Annotated in this window: 22 protein-coding genes; 11 read left to right on the forward strand and 11 right to left on the reverse strand. The window is 41.0% G+C overall.

The features are described from left to right. Window positions 1–18: 18 nt before the first annotated feature. Window positions 19–549: a DUF2911 domain-containing protein gene (locus ACULLH_RS09960; protein ID WP_454088595.1), complete on the forward strand. Its 531-nt coding sequence runs from the start codon at window positions 19–21 to the stop codon at window positions 547–549. A 43-nt stretch (window positions 550–592) separates the two neighbouring features. Here the strand turns inward: ACULLH_RS09960 and ACULLH_RS09965 are convergent, their stop codons facing one another. Beyond that, window positions 593–2,215: an amidohydrolase gene (locus tag ACULLH_RS09965; protein WP_454088596.1), complete on the reverse strand. Its 1,623-nt coding sequence runs from the start codon at window positions 2,213–2,215 to the stop codon at window positions 593–595. A 51-nt stretch (window positions 2,216–2,266) separates the two neighbouring features. Beyond that, window positions 2,267–3,271, reverse strand: a complete 1,005-nt coding sequence (locus ACULLH_RS09970; RefSeq protein ID WP_454088597.1) for an OmpA family protein — start codon at window positions 3,269–3,271, stop codon at window positions 2,267–2,269. Window positions 3,272–3,486: 215 nt separating this feature from the next. Here ACULLH_RS09970 and ACULLH_RS09975 point away from each other — a divergent pair, with 215 nt between their 5' ends. Then, on the forward strand, window positions 3,487–3,810 hold the full coding sequence (locus tag ACULLH_RS09975; protein ID WP_454088598.1) for a carboxypeptidase-like regulatory domain-containing protein: 324 nt from the start codon (window positions 3,487–3,489) through the stop codon (window positions 3,808–3,810). Window position 3,811: 1 nt separating this feature from the next. Here the strand turns inward: ACULLH_RS09975 and ACULLH_RS09980 are convergent, their stop codons facing one another. From ACULLH_RS09980 to ACULLH_RS09990, 3 genes are all read right to left on the reverse strand, one after another. Continuing rightward, window positions 3,812–4,900, reverse strand: a complete 1,089-nt coding sequence (locus ACULLH_RS09980) for an OmpA family protein (protein ID WP_454088599.1) — start codon at window positions 4,898–4,900, stop codon at window positions 3,812–3,814. Window positions 4,901–5,002: 102 nt separating this feature from the next. Further along, window positions 5,003–6,754, reverse strand: coding sequence for a TonB-dependent receptor (locus tag ACULLH_RS09985; protein ID WP_454088600.1), 1,752 nt, complete (start codon window positions 6,752–6,754; stop codon window positions 5,003–5,005). Window positions 6,755–6,770: 16 nt separating this feature from the next. Next, a complete protein-coding gene (locus ACULLH_RS09990) occupies window positions 6,771–9,791 on the reverse strand; it encodes a tetratricopeptide repeat protein (protein ID WP_454088601.1) in 3,021 nt (1,006 codons plus the stop codon). A gap of 134 nt (window positions 9,792–9,925) precedes the next feature. Between ACULLH_RS09990 and ACULLH_RS09995 the strand changes: the two genes are divergently transcribed. Together ACULLH_RS09995 and ppgK are read left to right on the forward strand one after the other, a co-directional pair. Then, the gene (locus tag ACULLH_RS09995; protein ID WP_454088602.1) at window positions 9,926–10,609 is read left to right on the forward strand and encodes a cell division ATP-binding protein FtsE; all 684 of its coding nucleotides are present in this window, start codon (window positions 9,926–9,928) and stop codon (window positions 10,607–10,609) included. 140 nt (window positions 10,610–10,749) lie between these two features. Then, a complete protein-coding gene (gene ppgK / locus ACULLH_RS10000; protein ID WP_454088603.1) occupies window positions 10,750–11,517 on the forward strand; it encodes a polyphosphate--glucose phosphotransferase in 768 nt (255 codons plus the stop codon). On the opposite strand, the gene typA is transcribed toward ppgK, so the two are convergent. Further along, on the reverse strand, window positions 11,514–13,313 hold the full coding sequence (gene typA, locus ACULLH_RS10005; RefSeq protein WP_454088604.1) for a translational GTPase TypA: 1,800 nt from the start codon (window positions 13,311–13,313) through the stop codon (window positions 11,514–11,516). The genes ppgK and typA overlap by 4 nt on opposite strands. A gap of 95 nt (window positions 13,314–13,408) precedes the next feature. After that, complete coding sequence (locus tag ACULLH_RS10010) at window positions 13,409–13,966, reverse strand: hypothetical protein (RefSeq protein ID WP_454088605.1); 558 nt, start codon at window positions 13,964–13,966, stop codon at window positions 13,409–13,411. 71 nt (window positions 13,967–14,037) lie between these two features. Here ACULLH_RS10010 and kdsA point away from each other — a divergent pair, with 71 nt between their 5' ends. Next, a complete protein-coding gene (gene kdsA / locus ACULLH_RS10015) occupies window positions 14,038–14,856 on the forward strand; it encodes a 3-deoxy-8-phosphooctulonate synthase (protein ID WP_454088606.1) in 819 nt (272 codons plus the stop codon). A gap of 26 nt (window positions 14,857–14,882) precedes the next feature. Beyond that, window positions 14,883–16,847: a transglutaminase domain-containing protein gene (locus tag ACULLH_RS10020; protein WP_454088607.1), complete on the forward strand. Its 1,965-nt coding sequence runs from the start codon at window positions 14,883–14,885 to the stop codon at window positions 16,845–16,847. Window positions 16,848–16,898: 51 nt separating this feature from the next. Here ACULLH_RS10020 and ACULLH_RS10025 read toward each other — a convergent pair whose 3' ends face one another. Next, complete coding sequence (locus ACULLH_RS10025; RefSeq protein WP_454088608.1) at window positions 16,899–18,011, reverse strand: NAD-dependent epimerase/dehydratase family protein; 1,113 nt, start codon at window positions 18,009–18,011, stop codon at window positions 16,899–16,901. A gap of 111 nt (window positions 18,012–18,122) precedes the next feature. Further along, window positions 18,123–18,530, reverse strand: a complete 408-nt coding sequence (locus ACULLH_RS10030; RefSeq protein ID WP_454088609.1) for a DUF1801 domain-containing protein — start codon at window positions 18,528–18,530, stop codon at window positions 18,123–18,125. Window positions 18,531–18,541: 11 nt separating this feature from the next. Here ACULLH_RS10030 and ACULLH_RS10035 point away from each other — a divergent pair, with 11 nt between their 5' ends. The 5 genes from ACULLH_RS10035 to ACULLH_RS10055 all read left to right on the forward strand — a co-directional run bounded on the left by ACULLH_RS10035 (window position 18,542) and on the right by ACULLH_RS10055 (window position 23,114). After that, complete coding sequence (locus ACULLH_RS10035; RefSeq protein WP_454088610.1) at window positions 18,542–19,492, forward strand: transglutaminase domain-containing protein; 951 nt, start codon at window positions 18,542–18,544, stop codon at window positions 19,490–19,492. A gap of 73 nt (window positions 19,493–19,565) precedes the next feature. Further along, window positions 19,566–20,171 carry a hypothetical protein gene (locus ACULLH_RS10040; RefSeq protein WP_454088611.1) on the forward strand — a complete coding sequence of 202 codons (606 nt, stop codon included), beginning with the start codon at window positions 19,566–19,568 and terminating at the stop codon, window positions 20,169–20,171. A gap of 1 nt (window position 20,172) precedes the next feature. Further along, window positions 20,173–20,469 carry a winged helix-turn-helix domain-containing protein gene (locus ACULLH_RS10045; protein ID WP_454088612.1) on the forward strand — a complete coding sequence of 99 codons (297 nt, stop codon included), beginning with the start codon at window positions 20,173–20,175 and terminating at the stop codon, window positions 20,467–20,469. Window positions 20,470–20,519: 50 nt separating this feature from the next. Further along, complete coding sequence (creD, locus tag ACULLH_RS10050; RefSeq protein ID WP_454088613.1) at window positions 20,520–21,872, forward strand: cell envelope integrity protein CreD; 1,353 nt, start codon at window positions 20,520–20,522, stop codon at window positions 21,870–21,872. Window positions 21,873–21,998: 126 nt separating this feature from the next. Continuing rightward, window positions 21,999–23,114, forward strand: a complete 1,116-nt coding sequence (locus ACULLH_RS10055) for an Sb-PDE family phosphodiesterase (protein ID WP_454088614.1) — start codon at window positions 21,999–22,001, stop codon at window positions 23,112–23,114. Between the two features lie 13 nt (window positions 23,115–23,127). Here the strand turns inward: ACULLH_RS10055 and ACULLH_RS10060 are convergent, their stop codons facing one another. After that, on the reverse strand, window positions 23,128–23,403 hold the full coding sequence (locus ACULLH_RS10060; protein ID WP_454088615.1) for a hypothetical protein: 276 nt from the start codon (window positions 23,401–23,403) through the stop codon (window positions 23,128–23,130). 83 nt (window positions 23,404–23,486) lie between these two features. Further along, complete coding sequence (locus ACULLH_RS10065) at window positions 23,487–24,692, reverse strand: NAD(P)-dependent oxidoreductase (RefSeq protein ID WP_454088616.1); 1,206 nt, start codon at window positions 24,690–24,692, stop codon at window positions 23,487–23,489. Between the last annotated feature and the right edge of the window lie 52 nt (window positions 24,693–24,744).

A 24,744-nucleotide genomic window follows, 5' to 3' on the forward strand; every position in this document is an offset into this window, starting at 1 on the left:
TCAACTAAAATCATCATCATGAAAAAAATATTCTTACTTGCTTTTTTAACCTTAGGCTTGGTATTTTCAACAAAAATGACTGCGCAAAAATTCAGTGGTTTGGACAAGAGTCCTGCTGACATGGCCACATACCCTGCGAGTTATAGGGTTGCGGACAAATCTGCGCGAATTATCTACAGCAGACCTCAATTAAAAGGTCGTAGTCTTTCAGAACTTGCCCCAGCGGGAAAAGTTTGGAGAACTGGTGCAAATGAAGCCACGGAAATTACATTTTACAAGGATGCCACAGTAGGTGGAAAATCGGTCAAAGCTGGTACATATTCTTTGTTCACCATTCCTGGAGACGGCGAATGGACCATTATTTTGAACAACAACTTGAATCAGTGGGGAGCTTATTCCTACGACAGCTCTGCTGATGTTGCAAGAGTTGCAGCCAAAGCCAGCACTAACGGTGAATCGTTGGAAGCATTTTCCATGGCCTTTACCGATGACGGCGATTTGGTAATGGGGTGGGGAACTACTCGTGTTTCGCTTCCAATTACTTTTTAATCACTTAAAAAGACATTAAAAAAAGGGCCTTTGAGGCCCTTTTTTATTTTACCTGTGTACCATTGACAAAAACCTGTTCCGCCTCTAGGTTAGGTATATCGTGAACCGGTATGGTCATGATATCGCCACTTAAGATGGCAAAGTCCGCCAATTTCCCTATTTCAATGCTTCCTTTTTCATTTTCCTCAAAATTGGAATATGCGGCCCAAATGGTCATTCCTTTTAATGTCTCCTCTCGGGAAAGTGCGTCTTGCATTTGAAACCCGCCTTCCGGGAATTTTTCAAGGTCTTGCCTGGCCACCGCCGCGTAGAAGGTTAAAAAGGGACTAACGTGCTCCACCGGAAAATCAGTTCCCAAAGCAAGCACACCTGCCTTATCCAGCAATTTTTTATAGGCATATGCTCCTTTTACACGCTCTGGACCCAATCGGTCTCCTGCCCAATACATGTCGCTTGTCGCATGGGTCGGTTGTATGGAAGGGATTATCCCATTTTTAAAATAGTCAAAATCGTGCTCAGCCACCACTTGGGCGTGTTCTACTTTCCAACGTCTATCATTTTTGTCTTCAAGTGCCTTTTGATAAGCTTTAAGCACCACGACATTGGCAGAATCTCCTATGGCATGCGTATTCATTTGGTAGTCTGAAGCTGCAATTCGTTCCGCCAGTGCCCCAATCTTATCCACTGGGGTAACCATGGCCCCAAAATGATCATCTTTATCTGAATACGGCTCTTTTAAAGCTGCTCCCCTAGACCCCAAGGCTCCATCTCCATACACTTTTACCGATCGAACATTGAGTTTGTTGGTCTTAATAATACCCTTATCCAAATAATAATCGAGGTTTTCCTTGGTATTACTGACCATAGCGTATATCCGGATTGATAAATCACCTGTCTGCTGGAGGCTATCGATCAATTCTATGGTGGATTTATGCAGTCCCGCATCATTTACGGTGGTCAATCCATATTGAAAGCATAGCTTTTCAGCATCTTTAAGTGCTCTTATTTGGGTAGTTCTGTTCGGTTTGGGAATTACGGCATCCACCATACCCATTGGGTTATCCACCAATATTCCAGTGGGAGTACCATCTATTTTCACTATCTCCCCTCCTGTTACCTCAGTGGCAGCGCTTATTCCAGCTAAATCCAAGGCCTTTTGATTCACCAAATAGGCATGTCCGTCCACCCGCTCCAGTGCCACAGGGGTATCCGGAAAAAGTGCGTCCAATTTTTCCTTTGTGGGAAATGCTTTGACCTCCCAATCGTTTTGGTCCCATCCCCTGCCCTGAATAAAATTGGAAGGTTGTTTTTTGTGGAAATCCTCTACCCTTTGCAACACCTCTTTAAAACTTGTTGTGCCCACCAAATCCACCACTTGTTGATTCAATCCCAAACCGTAAAAATGGCAATGGGCATCGATCAATCCCGGAACAATGGTCTTTCTCCCTGCATCAATTTGGTTTTCCGATGTAAAATCCCGGGTTATGTCCTCCTTTTCACCAACTGCGATAAATTTTCCATCTTTAACGGCAAAGGTATTGGTCATGGAAAAATCCTTGTCAACTGTGTAAATATTGGCGTTATGGACAATTAAATCGACCTTTTCTTTGGATTGACAGGCCAAGAACAAGCCTGCAAAAGCAAGGTAAAAAAGAAGCTTTTTCATTTTCTGAGTTTCCTCAAAAATAGAAAAAGCCTGGAAGAAATTTAGGTTTATCTATTGATCGTTTCCTGTCATTACAAACTCGATGCGACCATCCTCAAAATCATTTGCTTTAAGCTTTCCATTGCGTAGGGGTTTGGTATCCCCAACACCTTCCCAAACAATACGGTCATCGGCTATACCAAGTTTTTTCAAATGTAGCGCAACCGCACGGGCCCTCAACGAGGATATGAATTTATGGTATTCCGGTTTCCCCATGTTATCGGCATGCCCGGTAATCTTCATCTGCACCTCTGCATTTTCCTTAAGGAACTTGAATATTTTAATGACACTGGCCATTGCCTTTGCATCCAACTCATAGCCTTTTGGCTCAAATGGATTTTGCTCAAGTACATATATTTTATCCTTTTCGTAGTTGACTCTTGGCAGCTCTTCAAGCATAAAATTGTCAACATAATAATAGGAGAAATCACTTGACAATGCGGGTTGGTCATTCTTTAACAGTACGGTATTGTCGTTAGACCTGAAATTTCCCAATATGATATGGCTTTCAAAGCCTTTGGCATCAAATTCAGCGGTCAACGTAACCCAACCCTCAGTTTCAGCTAAGGAATTGTCCGCTTTCAATTGAACCTCATAAAATTCGATATTCTCTTGTAAGTCCAACCTAGAACTGGTCAACACAGAACTATTGGGGACTTTTATCTTACTGTTAGTCAATAAAATTGACATATTTTTCAAGGCCAGAGTCGACGTCTCGGCCAAACTTACCTGAAGTGAGATTTTATACGGATGCTTTTCGCGCAGTGTTCTGGCAGTATTCAATTGAATATACTCCCGGTAGTTGTTCAGCGCATAAAAGTAAAGACCTGCATAACCATTACCTTCGGTAGCATCTTGAACTCCCTTAAAATTTGAGGGAACACCAAAATCTTCCGATCCACATTGGTTATAATAATCTCCAGAACTGGATGTTGGTAAGGAAACATCTTCGAGCAGAACATCCAATCCAACGATATTGGAAGGGCAAGAAGTGTAGTTTTCGAACCCTGCATTCAAAATTAAGTTTTGTGCAGGCAGTGCTGTACACACCAATAAACTGAGGCTAAAAAATAAAATACGGAAAACCATTTTAAACTATGTTTAGAGGTTCCCGTACTTGCTATTGAACGCGTATATTTAACATATATTGCACATTTCCCCTTTTTTGCAATTGGTTTTATTTCATACTAAATATGAATAAAAAGCGTTACTATAGTCCAAATCTTGCTATAATGCGCATAGTAACCATTATGCTCATATTATCCTTTGTCCCCTATTTTGGTTTTAGCCAAAATGCCATCTCGGGGAAGATTGTCGATGAACTCGGACTCCCAGTTTACATGGCAACTGTTGAAATACATGATACAGAGGATATCACCTATACAGATTTTGATGGTTCGTTCTCACTTAGGAGCGAAAAGGATTTCCACTGGAAACTAGATATTAAATCCAAAGGATATAAAACGGAATCTTTCTTCGTTTTAAGTGGTGGAAGTACTGGAGATATCGTACTGGAATACGATGCGGAGATGAAAAAATTGTTAGAGGGACAATAAGTTAATCATCCACAAATTCAGTCATAACAAACTCTACTCGACGATTTTTCCTTCTTGCTTTTTCTGTTAAGGTACTGTCCAAAGGAATCTTGTTTCCATAACCATCGGAGGTAATCCTATCCCTTTTAAGGCCCAATCGCATGAGATAGTTTGCCACAGTCTTCGCTCGTTGCTTTGACAGTACATTATTGTAGTCCTCTGAACCCAAATCATCAGTATGTCCACTAATGGTTACTTTTAAGTTCGGATGTTTTTTCAGGTGCTCATACACATCTTTAAGGCTTTGTCTTGCCTTGGGCTGCAATTCAAAACGGTCGAAATCAAAGTTCACATGATTAAGGACATAACGTTGATTAGGCCTGTATTCTGGCCCTAAATAAACTAGTGAAATATCGTCTATATAATAATAAGAATATCCTTCGTTTTTTGGCTTGCCATTTCCAAATCCCAAATAATGGGTGCCGCCGTTGCTTTTGAAATTTCCGAGAATTAGGTTTTTTTCAAATCCTCGCGCTACAAAATCCAAACTCAACTGCATCCAATGCTGCTTATCATTATAAAAACCAGATGCCGCAAACTGTTTCGGATGGGAAACTTTTATGGTCTGTGATGCCAAAATTGCATTGGAAAGTTGCCTTTTGGTGTGTACGGACAGATGTTTTTCAGAAAAAACAGCTCCAAAATCCATTACCGCCCCATCTGACTTTTCCGAAAGACTAAGTACCAAACTCAACCGATATCGATGCCCTTTTTGTAAAGTCGCGGACAATTGTGCTTGAATGTACTCTCGATAATCTTTTGGTGCAATTAGGTACAAACCGGCGTAGGCCTGTCCTTCATAAGCTTCTTGTTTTCCCTTAAAATTTAGGGGAATTCCCAATTTGGTCTTGCTACAACGGTTAAAATAGTCCGTGGTACCAAGGGTGGGCGCGTTCCAGAATTCAACATCATCATTCAAATTGCTCATTTTAACTGGGCAATCCAGATAGTCTTCGAAGCCACCATTTTGTACAAGGTTTTGTGCTTTCGCGAGGTTAAATGCGAGTGCCAAAAAAAGTGAGGTTGCTATGTAGGTGAATCGTAATCGCATGATTTCCAATCCATTTGGGACAGCCATTCCTGCTCTGAAAACTGGAACAACGTGCCTTACATAACGATTTTTTCAACACTTTATTGCGTATTTACCTACAAATCAGAAGTCAAACTTATAGGCCACGCCGGCAAGAGCCTGAAAACCTTGGACCCTGAAATTGGCCCATCTTTGGTAATCATTGTTGGCAATATTGGATGCTTTTACGAAAATTGAAAGTTGATCATTGAAGCGATAGCCAACATGCGCATTCGCATCAAAGAAGCTGTCCAAAGTGATAATCGCAGCCGGAAATTCAGATGGCAGGGCATTTTCAATGGCTTGGGCCACCAAATCTTCCCGCTCCCCTACATAAAATAGGTTGGCGCCAAAATACCATTGTTTGTTGATTTGATAATCCATAAACAAAGACCCTTTGATTGATGGTAAATTCCATGCAGGATTGTCGGTTTCGGTATCATAGTCGTAGAATTCGGCATTAATGCCGAGGGTAAAGTTTCGATTTACATCAATATTCAGTTCCCCAAAAATGCCCAAGGTCTTTACATCATCATAAAAAACCTGGAACGAATTACCATAATTATATCCCTTATCATCTGTCCTGAAAAGGTTCTGTGGATTTAGGAAAAACAAAGGTTTCCTATTTTCCGCAGTGTACGAACCTTTTATATTGTAGCCCACATTGGAAAATAATTGACCTTTTAACCCCAAATAGCCTTCATATTGCTGATCTGTGGGTTGAATATCCAAGGTCGGGGAAACATATGGGTTGTCATCGACAAAATCGTGATAAGAATTCTGTTTGAGGTCACCTTCAATTCCGCCGTAAGCGATGACATCTTCATCGAGAAGGCGGTAGGATGCGGTCACAGCGGGATAGATATAAAAGTTACTATCGCTTCGTTCCATATCCAAACCATAAACAAAGTTGGCACCTAAATTCAGGGTTAAATCGTCCCGAAGCACAAGAAGACTCGGATTGATCCCCACCTGAAATTGACTATAATTGATTTCACCCGTGTTTGTGGTATTGTTGAGCGACGCATTGGCAAAGTTGCCGCTTACGTAATCCAATTTAGTATTAATGGTTACCAATTCCTCCGTAATCGGGAGTTCAATGGTCGGTGTCAGCACAACGCGGTTTTCACCAGAATCTGTGGCATCCCAAAACCTTCTTAGGAGAATTTCTCCCTTTTTAAAGAAGGAATCTTCCATATTCAAGTGTGCCTTGGCCTCTGCATTAAAATAATTCTGCTGTCCGTCAATAGAAGCAATGGTTGCATCATCAAATGCCCCAATTTCTATCCCGTACCAGTTGTACAGCTGATGTCGGAGTCCAACACTGGCTCCCCAATCCATATATCTGTCCTTTTTGGCATACGAAGCGTCCAATTTGGTGCTATAAAAATCAGCATCCAAAGGCGTAGTTTCTATGGCGCCCCGTGAAGAATGATGGCTCAAGCCGAAATCCAACAAACTTTCACCCCTCCTAAACTCCCTGCTGGTATACAAATCGACCAGAGCATTATTGTAATTTCCCAAACCGATTGACGCATAGGAATTGTACAAGGTAGGCGGTGGTGTTTTTTTGACCCGTGAAGCCTTTCCCTTGGCCGGAGTAAAGGTGGAAGCTACAGGTACCGAAAAAATACTGTAATCGACCTTCTTTTTTTGAAGTACGATGGAATCGTTCAGTGTTGGGGTGGATTTTATCTTAAAGGCATCTGAAACGGTGGGGGAATACGGTTTCACGACGGTAACCGTTTCAGTGCCTATATCGTCGGTTTCCTGAGCTAAACCAACTCCCCAAAGGCTCAAAAAAAGTATTGAAAATATATAATTGATCTTGTACATGCTGTGTCTCGTTTTTTTAGTTGCCGTTGGGATCTACGGATGAATTGCTTTGTGCTTCCCTAGATTTGATGATCGAAAGTTCTCCTCTCGCCTCAGCAACTATTTCATCGAACTCTGAAAAATTGGAAATCACACTTTCCAAAATATAGGTAGCCTGAAAGGCATCTCCCAAAGCATAAAAATTCTTGGCCATTACGATCAATCCCTTGCCTCCCCATTCCTTATAACCGGAATAATCCTTGGCCAATTTCTGAACGGAAGTGTTCGAAGCTTCAAAATCTTGATCTTGATTTTTAAAATAAGCGTCGTAATACCAGGCTTCGGCCGCCAATTCCCCTGTCGCTATTTTCTTCACCTCCCTATAAGCAGTTTTGGCCAGGGCTTCGTCATCTGTGGCAATGGCAGAACGCGCAATCATGATTTGCGCATCACTCTTGATTCTATTGTCAATTTTTGGAGCCTTCAGCACTTTTTCGGCATAGGCAATCGTCTGTCTGTAGTTATCTTGGCCGTAGTAGCCTTTCATCAAATTGGATTGTGCAAAGGTTCTATTCTGGACAATTTCGGCGGTATCTTCGAGCCTTTCCAAATAGGGAATGGCACTTTGATAGTCTTGTCTACCCACATAGATCTCACAGACCCGGGTCAAAGCCTGTTCACCATATTCTCCTCCACTATCAGCTACAACCTTGTATTTATCAAGTGCCTTATCTTTTTGCTTTTGGGCAAAATACATTTGAGCCAAATTGAAGTTGACCTTAAGCGCGTGCACCCCATTTGGAAATTCTTTCAGATAATCTTCATATCCACGGATCGCAGCATCGGTCTTTCCTTCAATATATTTTCTATCTGCGGCCTCAAAACTGGCGTTTTCCAATTCGGAATCGGTGACTTCCACAAAATCGAGATTGCGCACCCAGGCTGCATATTCACTTACCCTACCTTCATCCACATAAACCAATTTGGCTGTGGCCACAGCTTGTTTGGCCTCTTGGGTGTTTGGATATTTGTTGACCACCTCTTTCAACCTAGCCAAAGCCTGTCCATTTCGATTGGCATTGTAATGCACCAATCCTTGTCTTAACATTGCCCTAGGCGCAAACTTGCTTCTGCGGAAGGTTTCAATAAGTTTATCATAAGTCTGTAGGCCCAAACTTTCATTATCGGCTTTGATATAGGAATTTCCCAATTCAAAAAGTGCGTCATCACGCAGTGAAGATTTCGGATACCTCGTAAGAAACTGGTTTAACCCATCGATTTTCGCAGATCGTTTACCCAAGAATCCATCGCAAAGTGTTTTTTGAAAAGCTGCATAATCCCGCTCAGGACCATTCATTTTCGATGATTCATGATAGGCCTTTTTGGCCAAGTTATATTTACTTGTCACAAAATAGCCGTCCCCAAGGCGTACGTAACTATCATTCAGTTGTTCTTGGTCATCGGTGCCAGAATCAATAACCCTTTTGAAATGGGTTGTCGCATTGGGATAGTCTTTCAACTTAAAATAGCAATACCCCAAATTATAATCCAGGTTCTGGTACAGCGGAAGATTTTTGGCTGCGGGATTGCGTTGAAATTTGCCAAAATCTTCCAAAGCTTCTTCAAAACGATTTAAACGATATGCCGATTCAGCCTTCCAGTATTGTGCTCTGGCCTCAAAAGTTGGATTTTCAGCACTCTTCAAAGATTTGGAAAAACGTTCCAGTGCGGGTTCATACTCTCCTTCAATAAAAAGCTCAACACCCCTATAAAAAGCCACCTTTTGGTAGGTTTCCTTACTGGCATAGCCCTTGTTTTTCTCCAAAAGCTCCATGGCTCCCTCAAAATTCCTCGAAGTGATATAGGAATCTACCAGTAATTCTTGTATTTCCTGTTGATGCTCATCTTTTGGATATTTTTCCAAATATGCGGTCATTACCTCAGGAACCGGTTCATAGGCGTTTCCAATCTCGTAACTCAAGCGGGCATAGTTCAACAGGGCATCTTTTTGGATTTCAGCACTGAAGTCCATTTGCGATGCATTACGAAATGCATTCAATGCTTCTGGTTTTTTATCCAGCTTCAAATAGCATTCCGCCAAATGGTAGTATGCATTTTGGGATACACTGTTGGTACCTCCAATAATTTTGTTGAATTGTTGGATAGCTCCTTCAAAATCTCCCTGCTTATAATGGCTATATCCGGTCAGGTAATAGTCGGTATTGCTTAATTTCCCTCTTTTTCCCCTGTATTTTTTTAGATATGGGATAGCCTCATTGTATTGCTCTAGGTTGAAATAGCTCTCGCCAATAATCTTGTTCAGTTCCGATATTTCCCTTCGGTCCGATTTTGGTAATTGTTTTTGGGCCATAGCGATGGCTTCTTCGAAATTGCCCAATTTAAAGTTCAGGTCTGCCTGATAGTAAGATAATTTTTCATTCAACAATTCAGGATCGGTAATCTGGTCGAACCGAGCACTTGCTTCATCATAGTCATCTTGTTCATATGCGATATATCCCAAATAGTACTTGGCCTGCGAACCATATTTTTGGGAAGTGCTCACCTTGCTCAAGTAACGTTCTGCCTGCTTTGGTCTTTTGGAGGCATACAGGGCATATCCATTATTGAAATTGAAACGCTCCTTATCATTATAGGACATTGCGGATTGATCTACCTTTTTATACCATTTTAGGGAATAGGGGTACTTTCCGGTCTCAAAATAATAATCGGCTACATCTAAAAAAGCGGAATTCCGTTTGGTAGAAGTTGGGTAGCTTTCCACAAATTCTTCCATCATTTTATCTGCTCCCCGTTGGTTTAGGCGAATAGCTGCATTGGCCGCATAGTAAGCGCTATTGGCTTCAGTTTCATAATCTTTTGTGGACGCCTTTACCTTTTCAAAAATGGTTTGGGCCGCTTGGTACTGTTGATTGTTGTACAATGCCAAAGCATCCTGAAAATCTTTGTTTTCGTGGGAATAAATCTTGCTTTCCTGGGCTGTACAGATGTAAAATGCTCCCAATACGAATGGGAAAAAAAGGAGGTTCTTTCGACTCATAGTGTTCTACGCTGTTCTCGATTGACTGTTACCATAACGTCAAAATTCAAGCCAAAGTATATTTTATGGATTTTCAAAAGGTATCGTAGCTTATATTTTAGATCTTAGTACCTTTATTTTTTCAATACAAAAATATGTCTGAAACGATATTAAAATTACAAGATGTTGCCGTTTTTCAAAAAGAGAACCTCATTTTAAAGGATATTTCTTTGGAAGTCAAAAAGGGGGAATTTGTCTATGTCATTGGCAAGACCGGCAGCGGAAAAAGTAGTTTTATGAAAACCCTTTATGCGGATATCCCTCTACGTCAAGGGACTGGAAGTATCGTGGATTTTGATCTGAAGAATCTGCAGGAAAAAGATATTCCTTTTCTCCGTCGTAAATTGGGCATCGTTTTCCAAGATTTCAAGCTGCTCCCCGATCGAAATGTGAACAATAACCTCCGTTTTGTCCTGAAGGCCACAGGCTGGACCGACATCGGCAAAATGGACACAAAAATTGAGGAGGTATTGGACAAAGTAGGCATGAAAACCAAAGGCTTTAAGTTTCCGCATGAACTTTCTGGAGGAGAACAACAGCGTATAGCCATAGCCCGTTCCCTGTTGAACGATCCCGAATTGATTCTAGCCGATGAGCCAACGGGAAATTTGGACCCCCAAACCAGTGTGGAGGTGATGAAGGTGCTGCAGGACATCAACCAAAGTGGCAGGACAATCATCATGGCTACCCATGATTATGCGCTGATCCTAAAATATCCCCACAAAACCTTAAAATGCGATGGCAGCAAAGTTTTTGAAGTGATTCAAAAGGCGGTTTAGTTTTATTTTTTTGAATGGCAACAGGTACATGTTTTCCCTTTACCGCCTTCGTTAACAAGTATTGGAAAACTGTAAAAAAGCTAATGCCTTGACGGCCAAAAGTTTTTTGTTTCTTTGCCAAAATTAAATTTTCCCGTTTTATGGAAGTTCTCGGTATAGATATCGGTGGATCCGGCATTAAAGGTGCTTTGGTAAATGCCGAAACCGGAGAGATGTTGACGGAACGACATCGCATACCTACCCCTAGTTCAAGAAAGCCAGGAGAAATGGCTGAAGTTGTAAAGCAAATTGTAGATCATTTCAACTATGATGGCCCTGTGGGTTGTGGATTTCCCACAATCGTAAAAAACGGAGTTTGTCATTCAGCTGGGAACCTTCACTCCAGTTGGGTAGGTGTCAACATCGACGAGTTTTTTACCGAGGTAACCGGACGGGAGTTCACCGTTTTGAACGATGCCGATGCAGCGGGATATGCTTCCATGAACTATGGCGTAGGAAAAGGGAAGCAAGGATTGGTCATTATGATCACCATCGGAACCGGTCTTGGTAGTGGTGCTTTCTATAACGGCATTCTCTTACCAAATTTTGAATTGGGACAGATACCGTACAAAAAATACAGCAAAATAGAGCAATGGGCCGCGGCTTCCGCTAAAGAAAGGGAGGACCTATCTTATGAGAAATGGGGGAAGCGCTTCAATAAATTCTTGAAATATGTAGAATTGATCATTTCTCCCGATTTGATCATTGTAGGTGGTGGTACCTCCAAAAAATGGAAGGAATTCAGCCATTTGATAACGGTTGACACCAACGTTGTAAAAGCAGAGCTCATGAACAACGCAGGAATAATAGGTCCTGCAGTGGCCTGTTTACGCGAAAAGCATCACGGGCACTTGGTCAAGAAAAGCTAGTCTATTTTATTTCGCTTTCTATCCACTTCCTTAAGGAAGATTTTACGAAGCCTTAGGTGATTTGGCGTTACCTCAACGAATTCATCCTTTTGGATGTATTCCAATGCCTCTTCCAAAGAAAATTTGATAGCAGGTACAATCTTGGCCTTATCGTCGGCTCCTGCCGAACGTACATTGGATAGTTTTTTGGTCTTGGTCACGTTGATCGTCATATCATCACCACGTGAATTTTCTCCAATTACCTGTCCTTCATAAATCTCTTCTCCCGGATCAATAAAGAACTTACCTCGCTCTTGCAGTTTGTCTATAGAATAGGGAATGGCCGTACCATTTTCCATGGAAACCAGGGAGCCGTTTATACGTTGGGCAATATCACCCTTTAAGGGTTGATACTCCAAAAATCGATGTGCCATAATAGCCTCCCCCGCTGTGGCGGTCAGCAATTGGTTTCGCAAACCGATTATTCCCCTTGATGGAATCATAAACTCACAAAGCATGCGAGAACCTTTGGCCTCCATGCTGGTCATCTCTCCCTTTCGGATAGAGACCATTTCAACAGCTTTTCCAGAAACTTCTTCCGGTAAATCGATGGTCAAATGCTCTACGGGTTCACACTTTACCCCATCAATCTCCTTGATAATTACTTGCGGTTGACCAATCTGAAGTTCATAACCTTCCCTGCGCATGGTCTCAATCAGCACGGAAAGGTGCAATACACCACGCCCAAATACCATAAATTTATCGGCACTATCCGTTTCTTCGACCCTGAGGGCCAAGTTTTTTTCCAACTCCTTTTCAAGACGTTCCTTAATATGTCGTGAGGTTACAAACTTCCCATCTTTTCCGAAAAACGGACTATCGTTGATGGTAAAGAGCATACTCATAGTAGGTTCATCTATAGCAATGGTCTTGAGCTTTTCGGGATTTTCAAAATCAGCCACGGTATCCCCTATCTCAAAACCTTCCACTCCAACAATGGCGCATATATCTCCAGCAACAACTTGCTGTACCTTCTTTCTGCCCAAGCCCTCAAAGGTGAAAAGCTCTTTTACTCTGGTTTTTATAATGGCCCCGTCCCTCTTGACCAATGAAATCTGTTGTCCCTCTTTGAGTGTTCCTCGCTGTAATCTTCCAATGGCTATACGTCCAGTGAAAGAAGAGAAATCCAAGGAAGTGATCAACATTTGGGTAGATCCCTGCTCCGGTTTAAATTCGGGCACATGATCAATGACCATATCCAATAAAGGTTCGATGTTCTCTGTAGGTTTTTGCCAATCTTCACTCATCCAATTCTGTTTGGCTGAACCATAAACCGTTGGGAAATCGAGCTGCCACTCCTCTGCACCCAATTCAAACATCAAATCAAACACCTTTTCATGCACTTCTTCTGGAGTACAATTTTCCTTGTCAACTTTGTTGATGACCACACAAGGTTTCAATCCCAAATCAATCGCCTTTTGCAATACAAAGCGCGTTTGCGGCATTGGACCTTCAAAAGCATCCACCAATAGCAATACTCCATCGGCCATGTTCAGCACTCGCTCCACTTCTCCTCCAAAATCGGCGTGACCGGGAGTATCTATAATATTGATCTTGGTATCCTTATAAACGACAGAAACGTTTTTGGAAACAATGGTTATTCCGCGTTCCCGTTCCAGGTCATTATTGTCCAAAATAAGGTCTCCCTTGTTCTCATTATCACGGAACAGGCGGCAGTGGTACATAATCTTATCCACCAAGGTAGTCTTCCCGTGGTCAACGTGGGCGATAATGGCAATATTCTTGATTTTGGACATAATCTGATTTTTAAGCCCGCAAAGATACTGCGATTTCTTTACTTGAGCATGCGCAAAAGTTATTTTTATCTTATTGATTTTGAGAAGGTTTGGGTTTACCTACCTACACACCAACGTTTTTCACTGATTATCCACCCAATACTCAGATTTACGACTGGATGTACACCTCCCCGAAAAGGCCCAATGTAGTACCCTGCTCCTGCATCTACAGAAAAGCTTAATCCGGAATTATAGCTTCGCTGGACGCCATAAACCAATCCTCCATAACCGTGTACGCCATCAACAACCGTATTTTCAACTGTGCGCTCCTCTGGAGAGAAAACCGCAACCGTTGGTGCAATATAATTTCCAGAATTGCCATAGATTGACCTTCCTCTTCTATCACGTCCATTAAAGTTGTGATAATAGCGATTTTGAACTGTAATGGCCGGAAAGAAATCGTAATTCTCTATCGGCTGTTCGCTTGCAGGTTCCAATGCCAACTGCCACGCTACTCTAAAATCGAGGGTGCTATTGACGCCCAATCCCATCTCATATTCCAATCCGGGATTGAACAGATTGATCTTAATCTGCCTAACCTCACAATTGCTACCAAATTGTGCAGTAACAACAGTACTCCATAAGGCAAATGCAAAAAGAAAAATTCTATGCATTGTAGGTTAATTTGGTTCTATTAGAACATATACTTTTTAAAAAAAGTATTTTTGCCCAAAATATCTGTTAGATGCAATTAGACGCAATTCCTAGGTTAAAACATACAAATAGTGCTAATTTTTTCTTGTTGGCAGGGCCATGCGCAATTGAAGGCGAGGAAATGGCACTGAAAATTGCTGAGAAGGTAGTTTCCATTACGGATAAATTACAGATTCCATATGTCTTCAAAGGAAGTTTCAAAAAAGCGAACCGCAGCAGAATTGATTCTTTTACAGGAATTGGGGATGAAAAAGCATTGAAAATTCTCAGAAAGGTCTCTGAAACCTTCGATGTACCAACGGTTACCGACATCCACGAGGTTTCTGATGCCGAAAAGGCCGCAAACTATGTTGATGTACTTCAAATACCGGCTTTTTTGGTCCGCCAGACCGATTTGGTGGTTGCCGCGGCCAAAACCGGAAAAGTTGTGAATTTGAAAAAAGGACAATTTATGAGTCCTGAAAGCATGCAACATGCGGTTAAAAAAGTAACAGATTCTGGTAATGAACAGGCTTGGATTACGGATCGTGGGACCATGTTCGGTTATCAAGACATGGTTGTGGATTTTAGAGGAGTCCCCACCATGAAACAATACGCTCCGGTTGTACTGGACGTGACCCATTCCCTGCAACAGCCCAATCAATCCTCGGGAGTTACCGGTGGCAGACCAGCATTGATTGGAACCATGGCACGCGCAGGTATTGCCGCGGGAGTGGATGGCCTATTTATGGAAACTCATTTTGATCCGAAAAATGCCAAAAGTGATGGTGCCAATATGCTTGACCTAAGTTTATTGGAAAAATTGTTGACAGATTTGGTTGCCATTCGCAAAGTAATCACCCAATTATAAAACGGTATTATCACATTCCTTTGTTTATGAAAAAGATATTCTGTCTTGTTTCAATCATCATTTTTACATCTTTAGGTTTTTCCCAACAGCATGAAAGTGAATTCGGCAGGGTTATCCAATCAGATATCGATTTTAGTACTTATGAAAAGGATACCACTGCGAATGCCATTGTACTTCATGAAATCGGAGACTTTAAGTTCGAACTAATTGGAAATCATATTTACTTAATCAAGGAGTATCTTTTTAAAATCAAGATTTTATCGGACAAAGGATTTGAGCATGCCAATATTGATATTCCATATTATCACACTGATGACAGAACCGAAAAAGTGTATGACATCCGAGGCATAACTCATAATGGTGCACAAAAAACGGGATTGACACAAGATAATATTTTCACCGTTGACAATGGAGAGAATTGGTCTTTAAAGCGTTTCACTCTGCCGAATATCAAAAAAGGTTCCATTATACAATATACGTACAAGGTAAAATCTCCTTTCTTTTTTAATCTCGATGGATGGGATTTTCAATCCTCAATTCCAAAGCTATACAGTGAATTTAATGCCAAAATTCCTGGTAATTATTTCTATAATCGAACTTTGATAGGTGGAATAAAATTGGATGTAGAGGAAACCAGTATAAAAAAAGAGTGTTTTTATGTGGGTGGTGGTTATGGTTCGGCAGATTGTGAGGTAATAAAATATGCCATGAAAGATATTCCAGCCTTTAGTGATGAAGAGGAATATATGCTCGCTACTTCCAATTATATGGCTCGTCTTGATTTTGAGTTGGCGGTATTTCACAGCTTTAATGGCACTAAAAAAGAATACACGAAAAGCTGGAAAGATGTTGATACTGAATTCAAAAAGGACAAGGACATTGGAAGACAGTTGGCCAAGAATCACTTTTCCGAAAAAAACATCCCGCAACATCTCCTAATTGAAGGAGATCAACTTACCCGAGCTAAAAACATTTACCAATTCGTAAAGGACCACTTCACTTGGAATGGAAAGTATGGGATTTATAAAGACACCAGGGTAAAAGAAGCCTTCAATACCAAGAAAGGTGATGTCGGTGAAATAAATATTTCGTTGATCAATTTTCTAAAAGCGGCTGGCATTAAGGTCAACCTAATGATGTTGGCAACCAGGAACCGGAAACTTCCGAAAAGGGTCCAGCCAGTTATCAACGATTTCAATTATGTTATTGCCAGAGCTGAAATTGACGGAAAAATCTACCTTTTAGATGCCACTAACAAATCAAACCCATTTGGTATGCTTCCGTTTAGATGTCTCAACCATTATGGTCGGGTAATGGATTTTAAAGAAGCCAGCTATTGGCATGAAATTCAACCAGAAAAACGAAATAGGATATCCTTTTGGGGGACTGCCAATGTTGACCCTTCATCTGGAGAAATCAAAGGGAAAATTAGGGAAATTAACCAAGGTTATAGTGCAGTTTCCAAGTATGAAACTTTAGCTTCCACTTCCGAGGAGGAATATCTGGACAGCTTTGAAAGTTCCTTATCCGGGTTTTATATTAATGAATATGCTTTTGAAAAAAAGCTGAGTGATGATAAAAAAACCACGCAGACCTATGATTTTTCCATTGAAACTGATTATTCAACAGGAGACATATATTTGAATCCTGTTTTGATCCATTTTTTTAAAACCAATCCTTTCTTGAGCGAAACACGAAACTTCCCTGTGGATTTTGGTTATCCAAGGCAATATGAGTACAACATGGGCTTTTTTATCCCAGAGACTCATGAAATAACCGAGCGCCCAAAAGATCAAACCATCGCACTTCCAGAAAATTCTGGAATAATACGGTTTGCAACTTCAGTATCCGGACAAAAATTGGTGATACGATATGTTCTGCAGTTAAATGAAACACACTTTAGGCCTGAATTCTATCTAAATCTGAAGAAATTCTTTGAAATTGCCGTCGATATTGAACGAAATTCCATCATCAAAATAGTAAAAAACTAGGGTTCAACAACTAGGAAAACTCGTTCCCCGATTAATGGAAATTTTTGAAGTTTATAATTGTTTTGTGTTACCTTGAAATATTGAAATAACGTCTTTCTCCTTTTCGTCGGTTATTCCAATGGGTTCATCACCCACCCCAAATTTCATTTGTAGATTTCCCTGTGTTTTACACCAAGCTAAACAATCATCTATGGTTTTTTCCAAGGGAGTATAGCTAAATCCATTTGCCAGCGCTTTGGCATTGCTTAATTGCATAAAATAGTCGTCAGAGGTAGGTGCCCATAATGGAAGGCTTGCCCAGGGATAGACCTGATTAGCTTCCAAAAACTCCCTGTCTGACCAAAATAAGTTCGATTTAGAGTTTAAATGCGATTTTGCGGTTTCAAGGAAATTTTTCCAATCTAGCGTTTCTTTAGTGGGTCCTACACAATTGTAAACCCCAAAAAGTTGATTATCTATTGCCGTGGCCGTAAATCTCCCCACATCTTTGACATCGATAAACTGAAGGGGGTCATTTCCCGGGCCAGGAGCCAAAATATCCTGATTTCGCTGCAATTTTAGAAGCCAGTACAAAAGATCATAGGCAGGGTCCCTCCATCCCTTTATGGGTCCAGGGCGAAGTATAGTGTGCCTTTCGGGAAAACGTTCGATAACCAGGTTTTCTGAAGCTGCTTTTTCCTCGGAATAACCCCAAGTGGATTTATCCTTTGGTAGGGTTAGGACGGGGTAATCTTCATTTCTTTCGGCTTCATTAAAATCTTTGTAGACAGCAACACTGGAAATAAACACATAATGCTTCGCCTTTGACCTTAAAGCTTCGGTAGCTTCGTCGACCAGTTGCGCTTGTTGGGGCCAGACATCTACCACAACATCCCAATCTATTTCTTGCAAAGATTCATAGCAGGCTATGCCATTATTCCTATCACCCTTAATATGAGGAAGAAGACCGGAAAAAAGTTCCGGATTGGTTATTCCCCGATTAAACAGCGTAACGGCATGTCCATTGGCAACACAGCTATTAACTATAGCAGGGCCCAAAAAATTTGTCCCACCTAAAACCAGGACTTTCAATTTTTCTTTGGAATTGGTGCAGGAGATCGTTGGGGCCAATCCCACCAATGCACTGGTAAGTGCAACTTTTTCCAAAAAAAGCCGGCGTTTCATTATCTAGAATTTTTATCTAATCGCTTTGCTATTAACATTTTACCACACCAATAAATATAAGATTTATAGGCGAGAAGTCTAAAATTAATCCTCCTAAAGCGGAAATCTTTTCTACTTCCAAAACCCTTTATGGTTTACGCTTTGTGCATCCAGTAAAATAGCCATGAGCACTTCCGCATCAATTTCCTCCAAGGTGGCATATCGGAGCGATCTCATCACTTTTCGACCTTCAGTCACCATTTTGTCCAGATGGACGGTCAAATGAGCGGAACTCCAAAATCCTACATCCACATAGGCTTTCTTTTTGGGCACGTTTAAATAGCAAAAAGGCTTTCCATTCAAATAGTAAAATGGAATCTTGTATTTGTATTTCAATTCGAGCTCTGGAATGGTCGACTCAATAAGCACCTGCAACTGCAGTAAAATACCTTTAAAAGGTTCTGCTTGGTCCAAAATATAGCTTTCCGCAGGATTCATATCTTTATACAATGCTTTCCGTGTCCAAAATAGTACTTTCATTTTTTATCCTGATGTCTTCCTCTGTCATAGCACAAGGATACGACCATGTGGACAACAAGGTGAAAGAGTACCCCAACTATGATCAAATTGAACATCTGGCGCATAGAATTCAAAATGATTTTGATTCGGATATGGACAGGGTGCGAGCGGCATTTGTTTGGGTCGCCTACAATATCACCTATGGAAAAACCCTGGATGAATTTTTTAAACCACGGGAAACCATCATTTTTTATTCTGAAAGAGGCAAGGATCGACAACTAGAAAAAGTAGAAGAGAAAAGAATTAGGTATGCCTTTAAGAACAAAAGAGGGCTCTGCATTGATTATTCAAAAATCTTAAAAAAATTATGCGATAACCTAAATATGGAGTCACATATCGTCCGTGGAGTGGCAAAGGAGGACATCAAGGATATCACCGGTGAAAAAGTCTACAAAAATCATGCGTGGAACGTCTTCAAATTGAATGGTGAATGGAAACTCATGGATCCGACTTGGGCATCTGGATACTATGATGAAGATAGAGAAATCCATGTGAAGAAGTTTGATGGTTATTATTTTGATGTAAGTCCGGAAGAATTTATAAAGGATCACTTTCCTGTGGAGTCGAAATGGCAATTGTTGGACGAGCCTATTGCGCTGAACACTTTTTACACCGCTCCTATCTTCTTACCCGGGTATTTTGAGAATAAGGTCGTGTTGTCCAATGACACCAGTGGGTTACTCTCGCAATCAGAAAATTATGAACTGGTGTTCGCCTTTGAGAAGTTTCCACGTAGTAATCGACTTAAGTATAGCATAGATACGAACCGCTCAAAGGGAAAAATTTATAACCTCGATGTTAGAAGAAAAGGTGAGCAACTGTATGTATCAAAGGTAAAACTCAAAAGTACCTTGAAGGACGGCCAAAAGCTCACCCTTTACATTGATAAAGAACCCATTTTAAAGTTTCGGATCAGTCAGTAAATCGTCTCTTGTCGAAAAAGTGTTTTGATATGTTAAAATAAATTATAACTTTGAAATTCAAAGTACTTTAAAAATGGAATCAAAAAAATACTTAGAAGATATTACCGAGATCAAGGATTTGATGAGCCGTTCGTCCCGATTTATCTCACTTAGTGGGCTTTCCGGAATCTTGGCCGGGGTCTACGCAATAACAGGTGCCATAATTGCTTATGTATTTCTTCTACCGAAAGGTGACTATGTGGTGCTGCACAGTTGGAACTTTAGAATGATTGTAGGTATTTTGATTGGTGTTGCTGTTTTAAGTTTGGTCACCGCTTATCTTTTGACTTCCAGAAAAGCGAAAAAAAACAATGAGAAGGTATGGGACGATACCACGAAAAGATTACTTATCAATTTTCTGATTCCATTGGTTACCGGAGGTATTTATATCCTTATCAAATTAAACAGTCAACATTATGGGCTTACGGGTGCGTTAATGCTTATTTTTTACGGGTTGGCGCTGGTGAACGCATCAAAGTATACCATAGGGAATGTTAGATATTTGGGTTATACCGAAATCATTCTAGGTTTGATATGTGCCGCTTTTCCTGGTTATGGCTTTTGGTTTTGGATCTTAGGTTTTGGACTTTTGCACATTATTTACGGAAGCCTAATCTATTTTAAGGAAGGAAAAGGGTAATATGGGCCTTATTGACAACATCAACAAACTTTTTGATCACCGTATCCGCTTGGGCATTATGTCCATTCTTATGGTGAATGAGGAGGTGGATTTCAATAGGTTGAAAGAATTGCTCAATGTTACCGACGGCAATCTGGCCAGCCATACCAAAACTTTGGAAAAAGCGGAGTACATCAAAATTGAAAAATCGTTTATCGGCAAAAAACCCAACACCCGTTATTCGGCCACCAAATTGGGCAAATTGTCCTTCAAAAAACATATCGAAGCCTTGGAGCAAATCATTAAAAATCAAACATAAATTTTTTTATTAATTAACTTTGAATTTCAAAGTACTTTAAAATACATAAAATGACATCACAAAAACAAAAAATCGGAAACTGGTTCAGAAATTCAATCTCGGCCAAAATGCTTACCGTAGGATTCTTGATACTCATTCTGCTCATCCCACTTGGTTTTGTAAAGGACCTGATTCGCGAAAGAGGTTTTAGACAGGCCGAAGTAATCGAGGAAATCAATACCAAATGGGGCAACCAAGTAGTGCTCAATGGCCCCATTTTAAAAGTCCCTTACCATGTCTATGTCGAAGAAAAGGTATTTGATGAAAAAACAAAGACCTTCTTGACCTCCCAAAAACCAGAACGGCACCATGCCTATTTTTTTCCATGGGAGCTGAACATTAAATCCCAAGTTCAGACAAAACCCTTGGATCGAGGCATCTATGAATCCGTGGTTTTTTCCTCGGAAAATCAGATAACCGGAAAGTTTGCCCAACTCAACTTTTCCGTGAAAGAGATAAAAGAAGAAAATATTCTTTGGGACAAAGCCACGCTATTGGTAAAGACCAGTAACCTAAAAGGTATCCGAAATACGGTGAAGGTGACTTTGGGAGATAATACATACGCCCTAAAGCCCCAGTTTGATAATACGTACATGAACACCCTGGAATCTGGTTATCTTACCGATCTGCAGGAAATCCAGAAACAACCGCTGGCTTTTCAATCCAATATTGCCATTAACGGTAGCAGTTCGTTGCAATTTATTCCAATCGGAAAGGAAACCAATGTTGTGATGAAATCGAACTGGCACTCCCCTAGTTTTAATGGCAATTTTTTACCGGAGACCGAGGGTAAAAAAATCACGGACAAAGGTTTTGAGGCACAATGGAAGGTTTTGGAGACCAACCGGAGATTTGGACAGTATTTTTTCGACAGCCTTCCCAACCTATCAGACTTTTCCTTTGGAACAGAATTTTTGGTCCCTATTGATGACTATCAAAAAACCGAACGCACCAGCAAGTATGGATTGATGATCATTGGGCTTACACTTTTGGTGTTTTTGCTGATTCAGATAAGTAGTAAAATTGCAATCCATCCCTTTCAATATTTGATGATCGGTTTGGCCTTGGTGATGTTCTACACACTTTTGATTTCCATTTCCGAGCATCAGAATTATTTGATTGCCTATTTGATATCGGGCATTTCCGTAGTCGGATTGATTACCATTTATTCGCGTTCCATTTTAAAGCATCCAAAATTCACTCTTTTGATCCTGGGTTCCATGTTCAGCTTATACGCTTTCATCTTTGTCATCATTCAGCTTGAGGACTATGCTTTGTTGGTAGGCAGTATTGGGCTGTTTATTATCCTAGCCATAATCATGTTCACTTCTCGAAGAATAGATTGGTCCGGTGGTCAAGAATAAGCTAACAAATGGTAAAACCACCTCATTAATTCGGGGTGGTTTTACTAATTCTTCATTTTATTATTAAATAAGTGTTTTCGTTAACATTTAACTGGTTTCTTTTATATTTTTGAAAAAACCGATATCATGAAATTTCAACCAATCCTTTTTGCCCTGCTGTTATCTTGCAGCATACTTGCACAAGAACATTCCCATCATAGTACCAAAGCACTTTCTTTTCCTGATGTGCCCGGGTATAAAACCTTAAAAACCGATTTTCACCAACATACTGTTTTCTCTGATGGTAGTGTTTGGCCGAATATCAGGATTATGGAAGCTTTGCGTGATAATTTGGACGCCGTTTCCTTAACGGAGCACCTTGAATATCAACCGCACTCCAAGGATATTCCCCATCCAGATCGTAACAGGGCTTATGAAATTGCCATGAACGAGGCCAAAAACCATGATTTATTGGTCATTTCAGGGTCCGAAATCACTAGGGATGCACCTATGGGGCATAGTAATGCCATTTTTATCACCGATGCAAACAAACTATTGGTGGACAAGGCCGAAGATGCCTTTGCCGCTGCCAAAAAACAGGATGCCTTCGTATTTTGGAACCACCCGGCCTGGCATCCCCAAAATCCAACAGGAAATCCAAATTTGAGTGATTTTCAAAAGGAAAGAATCAAAAAAGGGGAATTGCATGGCATTGAGGTCATCAATGATGGGGACTATGCCGAAGAATCACTTGCCCTTGCCTTGGAACAAAACTTGACCATTATGGGGACAAGTGATATCCATGGATTGATTGATTGGCACTTCAAAGAAAAAGGTCATGCACGCCCCATAACCTTGGTATTCGCCAAGGAAAAATCTAAAAGCAGTATCAAAGAAGCTTTGTTCGCTGGTAGGACCGTTGCGGTTTTTGATGATCTTATGGTCGGAAAAAAAGAAAACCTGTTACCCTTGCTCAACGCCTGTATCCAAGTGAAAGAGGCTAAATATATCGGAAAAACCTCCGTTTTGCGAGTTACATTGGAAAATGTATCGAGCACCGATCTATTGTTCCAAAATTTGATGCCCTATACTTTGTACTCCAATCCGGCCGTCTTCACTGTTCCGGCAAAAGGTACCAAAACGCTTCAAATCAAAACTTTGGAACGGTTAGACCAGTTTGAACTAAAATTAAGCGGAATTCGAACCTATATTGCACCCAAAGAGCACGCTGTATTGAGCAGGAATATTAAGATAGAAGAATAACCACTTGTTTGGATTAAGCGACCGAGAAGAGGTGTGACCCATTGATATCGCGGTCAAAATCGGCTTTTATTTTTTGAATGAACTCCAAAGGGGTTTTTTCTGAAATCCAGACCCATTGATTCTTAATGTCAACATCAAAATGAAAACTTGAAAAATCGATGAGATGGTCCCCATCGAACTGGGAGAGCAGAAATTTGGTTATTCTTGGCCTTAGCCGATATTCTATATCGATACGTTCCTTCTTAAGGGAAGGATTGTCATCGCCAGATATTATCCAATTGAATGTCAAAATATTAGCTGTAAGGGTACCGAATATAGCAAAAAATACTGCTCCAATAACAAAATTGGCCCATACCCTTCGATAAAGGGCTTTTATTCTAGTCCATCAACGTAATCCTGAAGATAATCGTAACGCTTTGTAAGCTTGCCATTCTTGGTCATTCGGGCCCGTTCCAAAATACCATCTTCATCATTGTTAAAGAAGGCGGGAATCACATATTTTGAAAAGGCTTCGCCAAATCCGTTACTGGCATCCCTGGGCAATTCACAGGGCAAATTATCCACCGCCATTACGGCCACGGCATTAGGATCTTTAAAATCCACTTCTTTTTCGGACTGGGGGTTGTACCCATAGATTGGATCCGCAATAGTGCTGGGCTTAATGGTGGTAGCCACCGGACCATCGATATCGCAGCTTACGTCGGCCACAACCTTAATCTTGAAATCTGGATGTTTGGCATCTTCACGCGTATACAGATAGGGAGCCCCATCACCGTAGAAATGGCCTGCGATGTAAAAATCGGTCACTTCGGCAAAACGGAAAAAATTGGACTTGTATTCCTCAGGATTGGCAAAAAAGTCGGCCTTGTTACCACGAACGCCATCTTTGCGCTTGTTGTATTCGGAAGCATCGATTTGGCAGTACACCGGCTCATCGAAGGATTCTTTTAGGAATTCGGCCACATTGACTTTTTTGAGTTCCATTGCATCCAGCATTTCACGGGCTCCGTTGCCTACCCTGCCCCTACCGGTTAGCAAGATTTTGATGTTGGGCAGTTTTATTTTTCGTAGTTCAGAAATCAAGGCCTGTTGGTCGTGAAGCGTCTCGGCTTTGGGCAGATCGAACAAATTGAACTTTAATCCGTAGGTCCGCACCCCATTGTACGCACCGACAATCCCGGCATAGCGTCCGAAGGCCACCAATCGCGGTCCTTTAGAACTGGTAATCACCTCATGATCGTATAACTCAATATTCTTCTCCAAAATGGCATTGAGCAGTTTACGGTTATAGGGCTGTTTTTTTATGGTATGGGAGAAGAAAAAGTATTTTTTGTTCGGAATCAATGCTTCAATAGGTACTTCTTTAACGCCCAGTAAAACATCACAGTCTTCCATGCTGTGGACCACAGGAATACCGACATCGGCATATTCTTGGTCTGTGAACACCCGAATCGGCGATGACTCGGCCTCTATTTGTGCTTGGGGAAAGCTGGCAAGTACGTTTTGGCATTCGGTCGGTGATAGGACCACCCTTCGGTCGGGCGGGTTCTTTCGTTCTCTAATGATTCCGAATTTCATCAATTATATAACTTTTTGTTTGGTTATTGTTACAAACATAACATTTAAGCTT

It is taken from the genome of Flagellimonas sp. 2504JD4-2 (assembly GCF_053642935.1).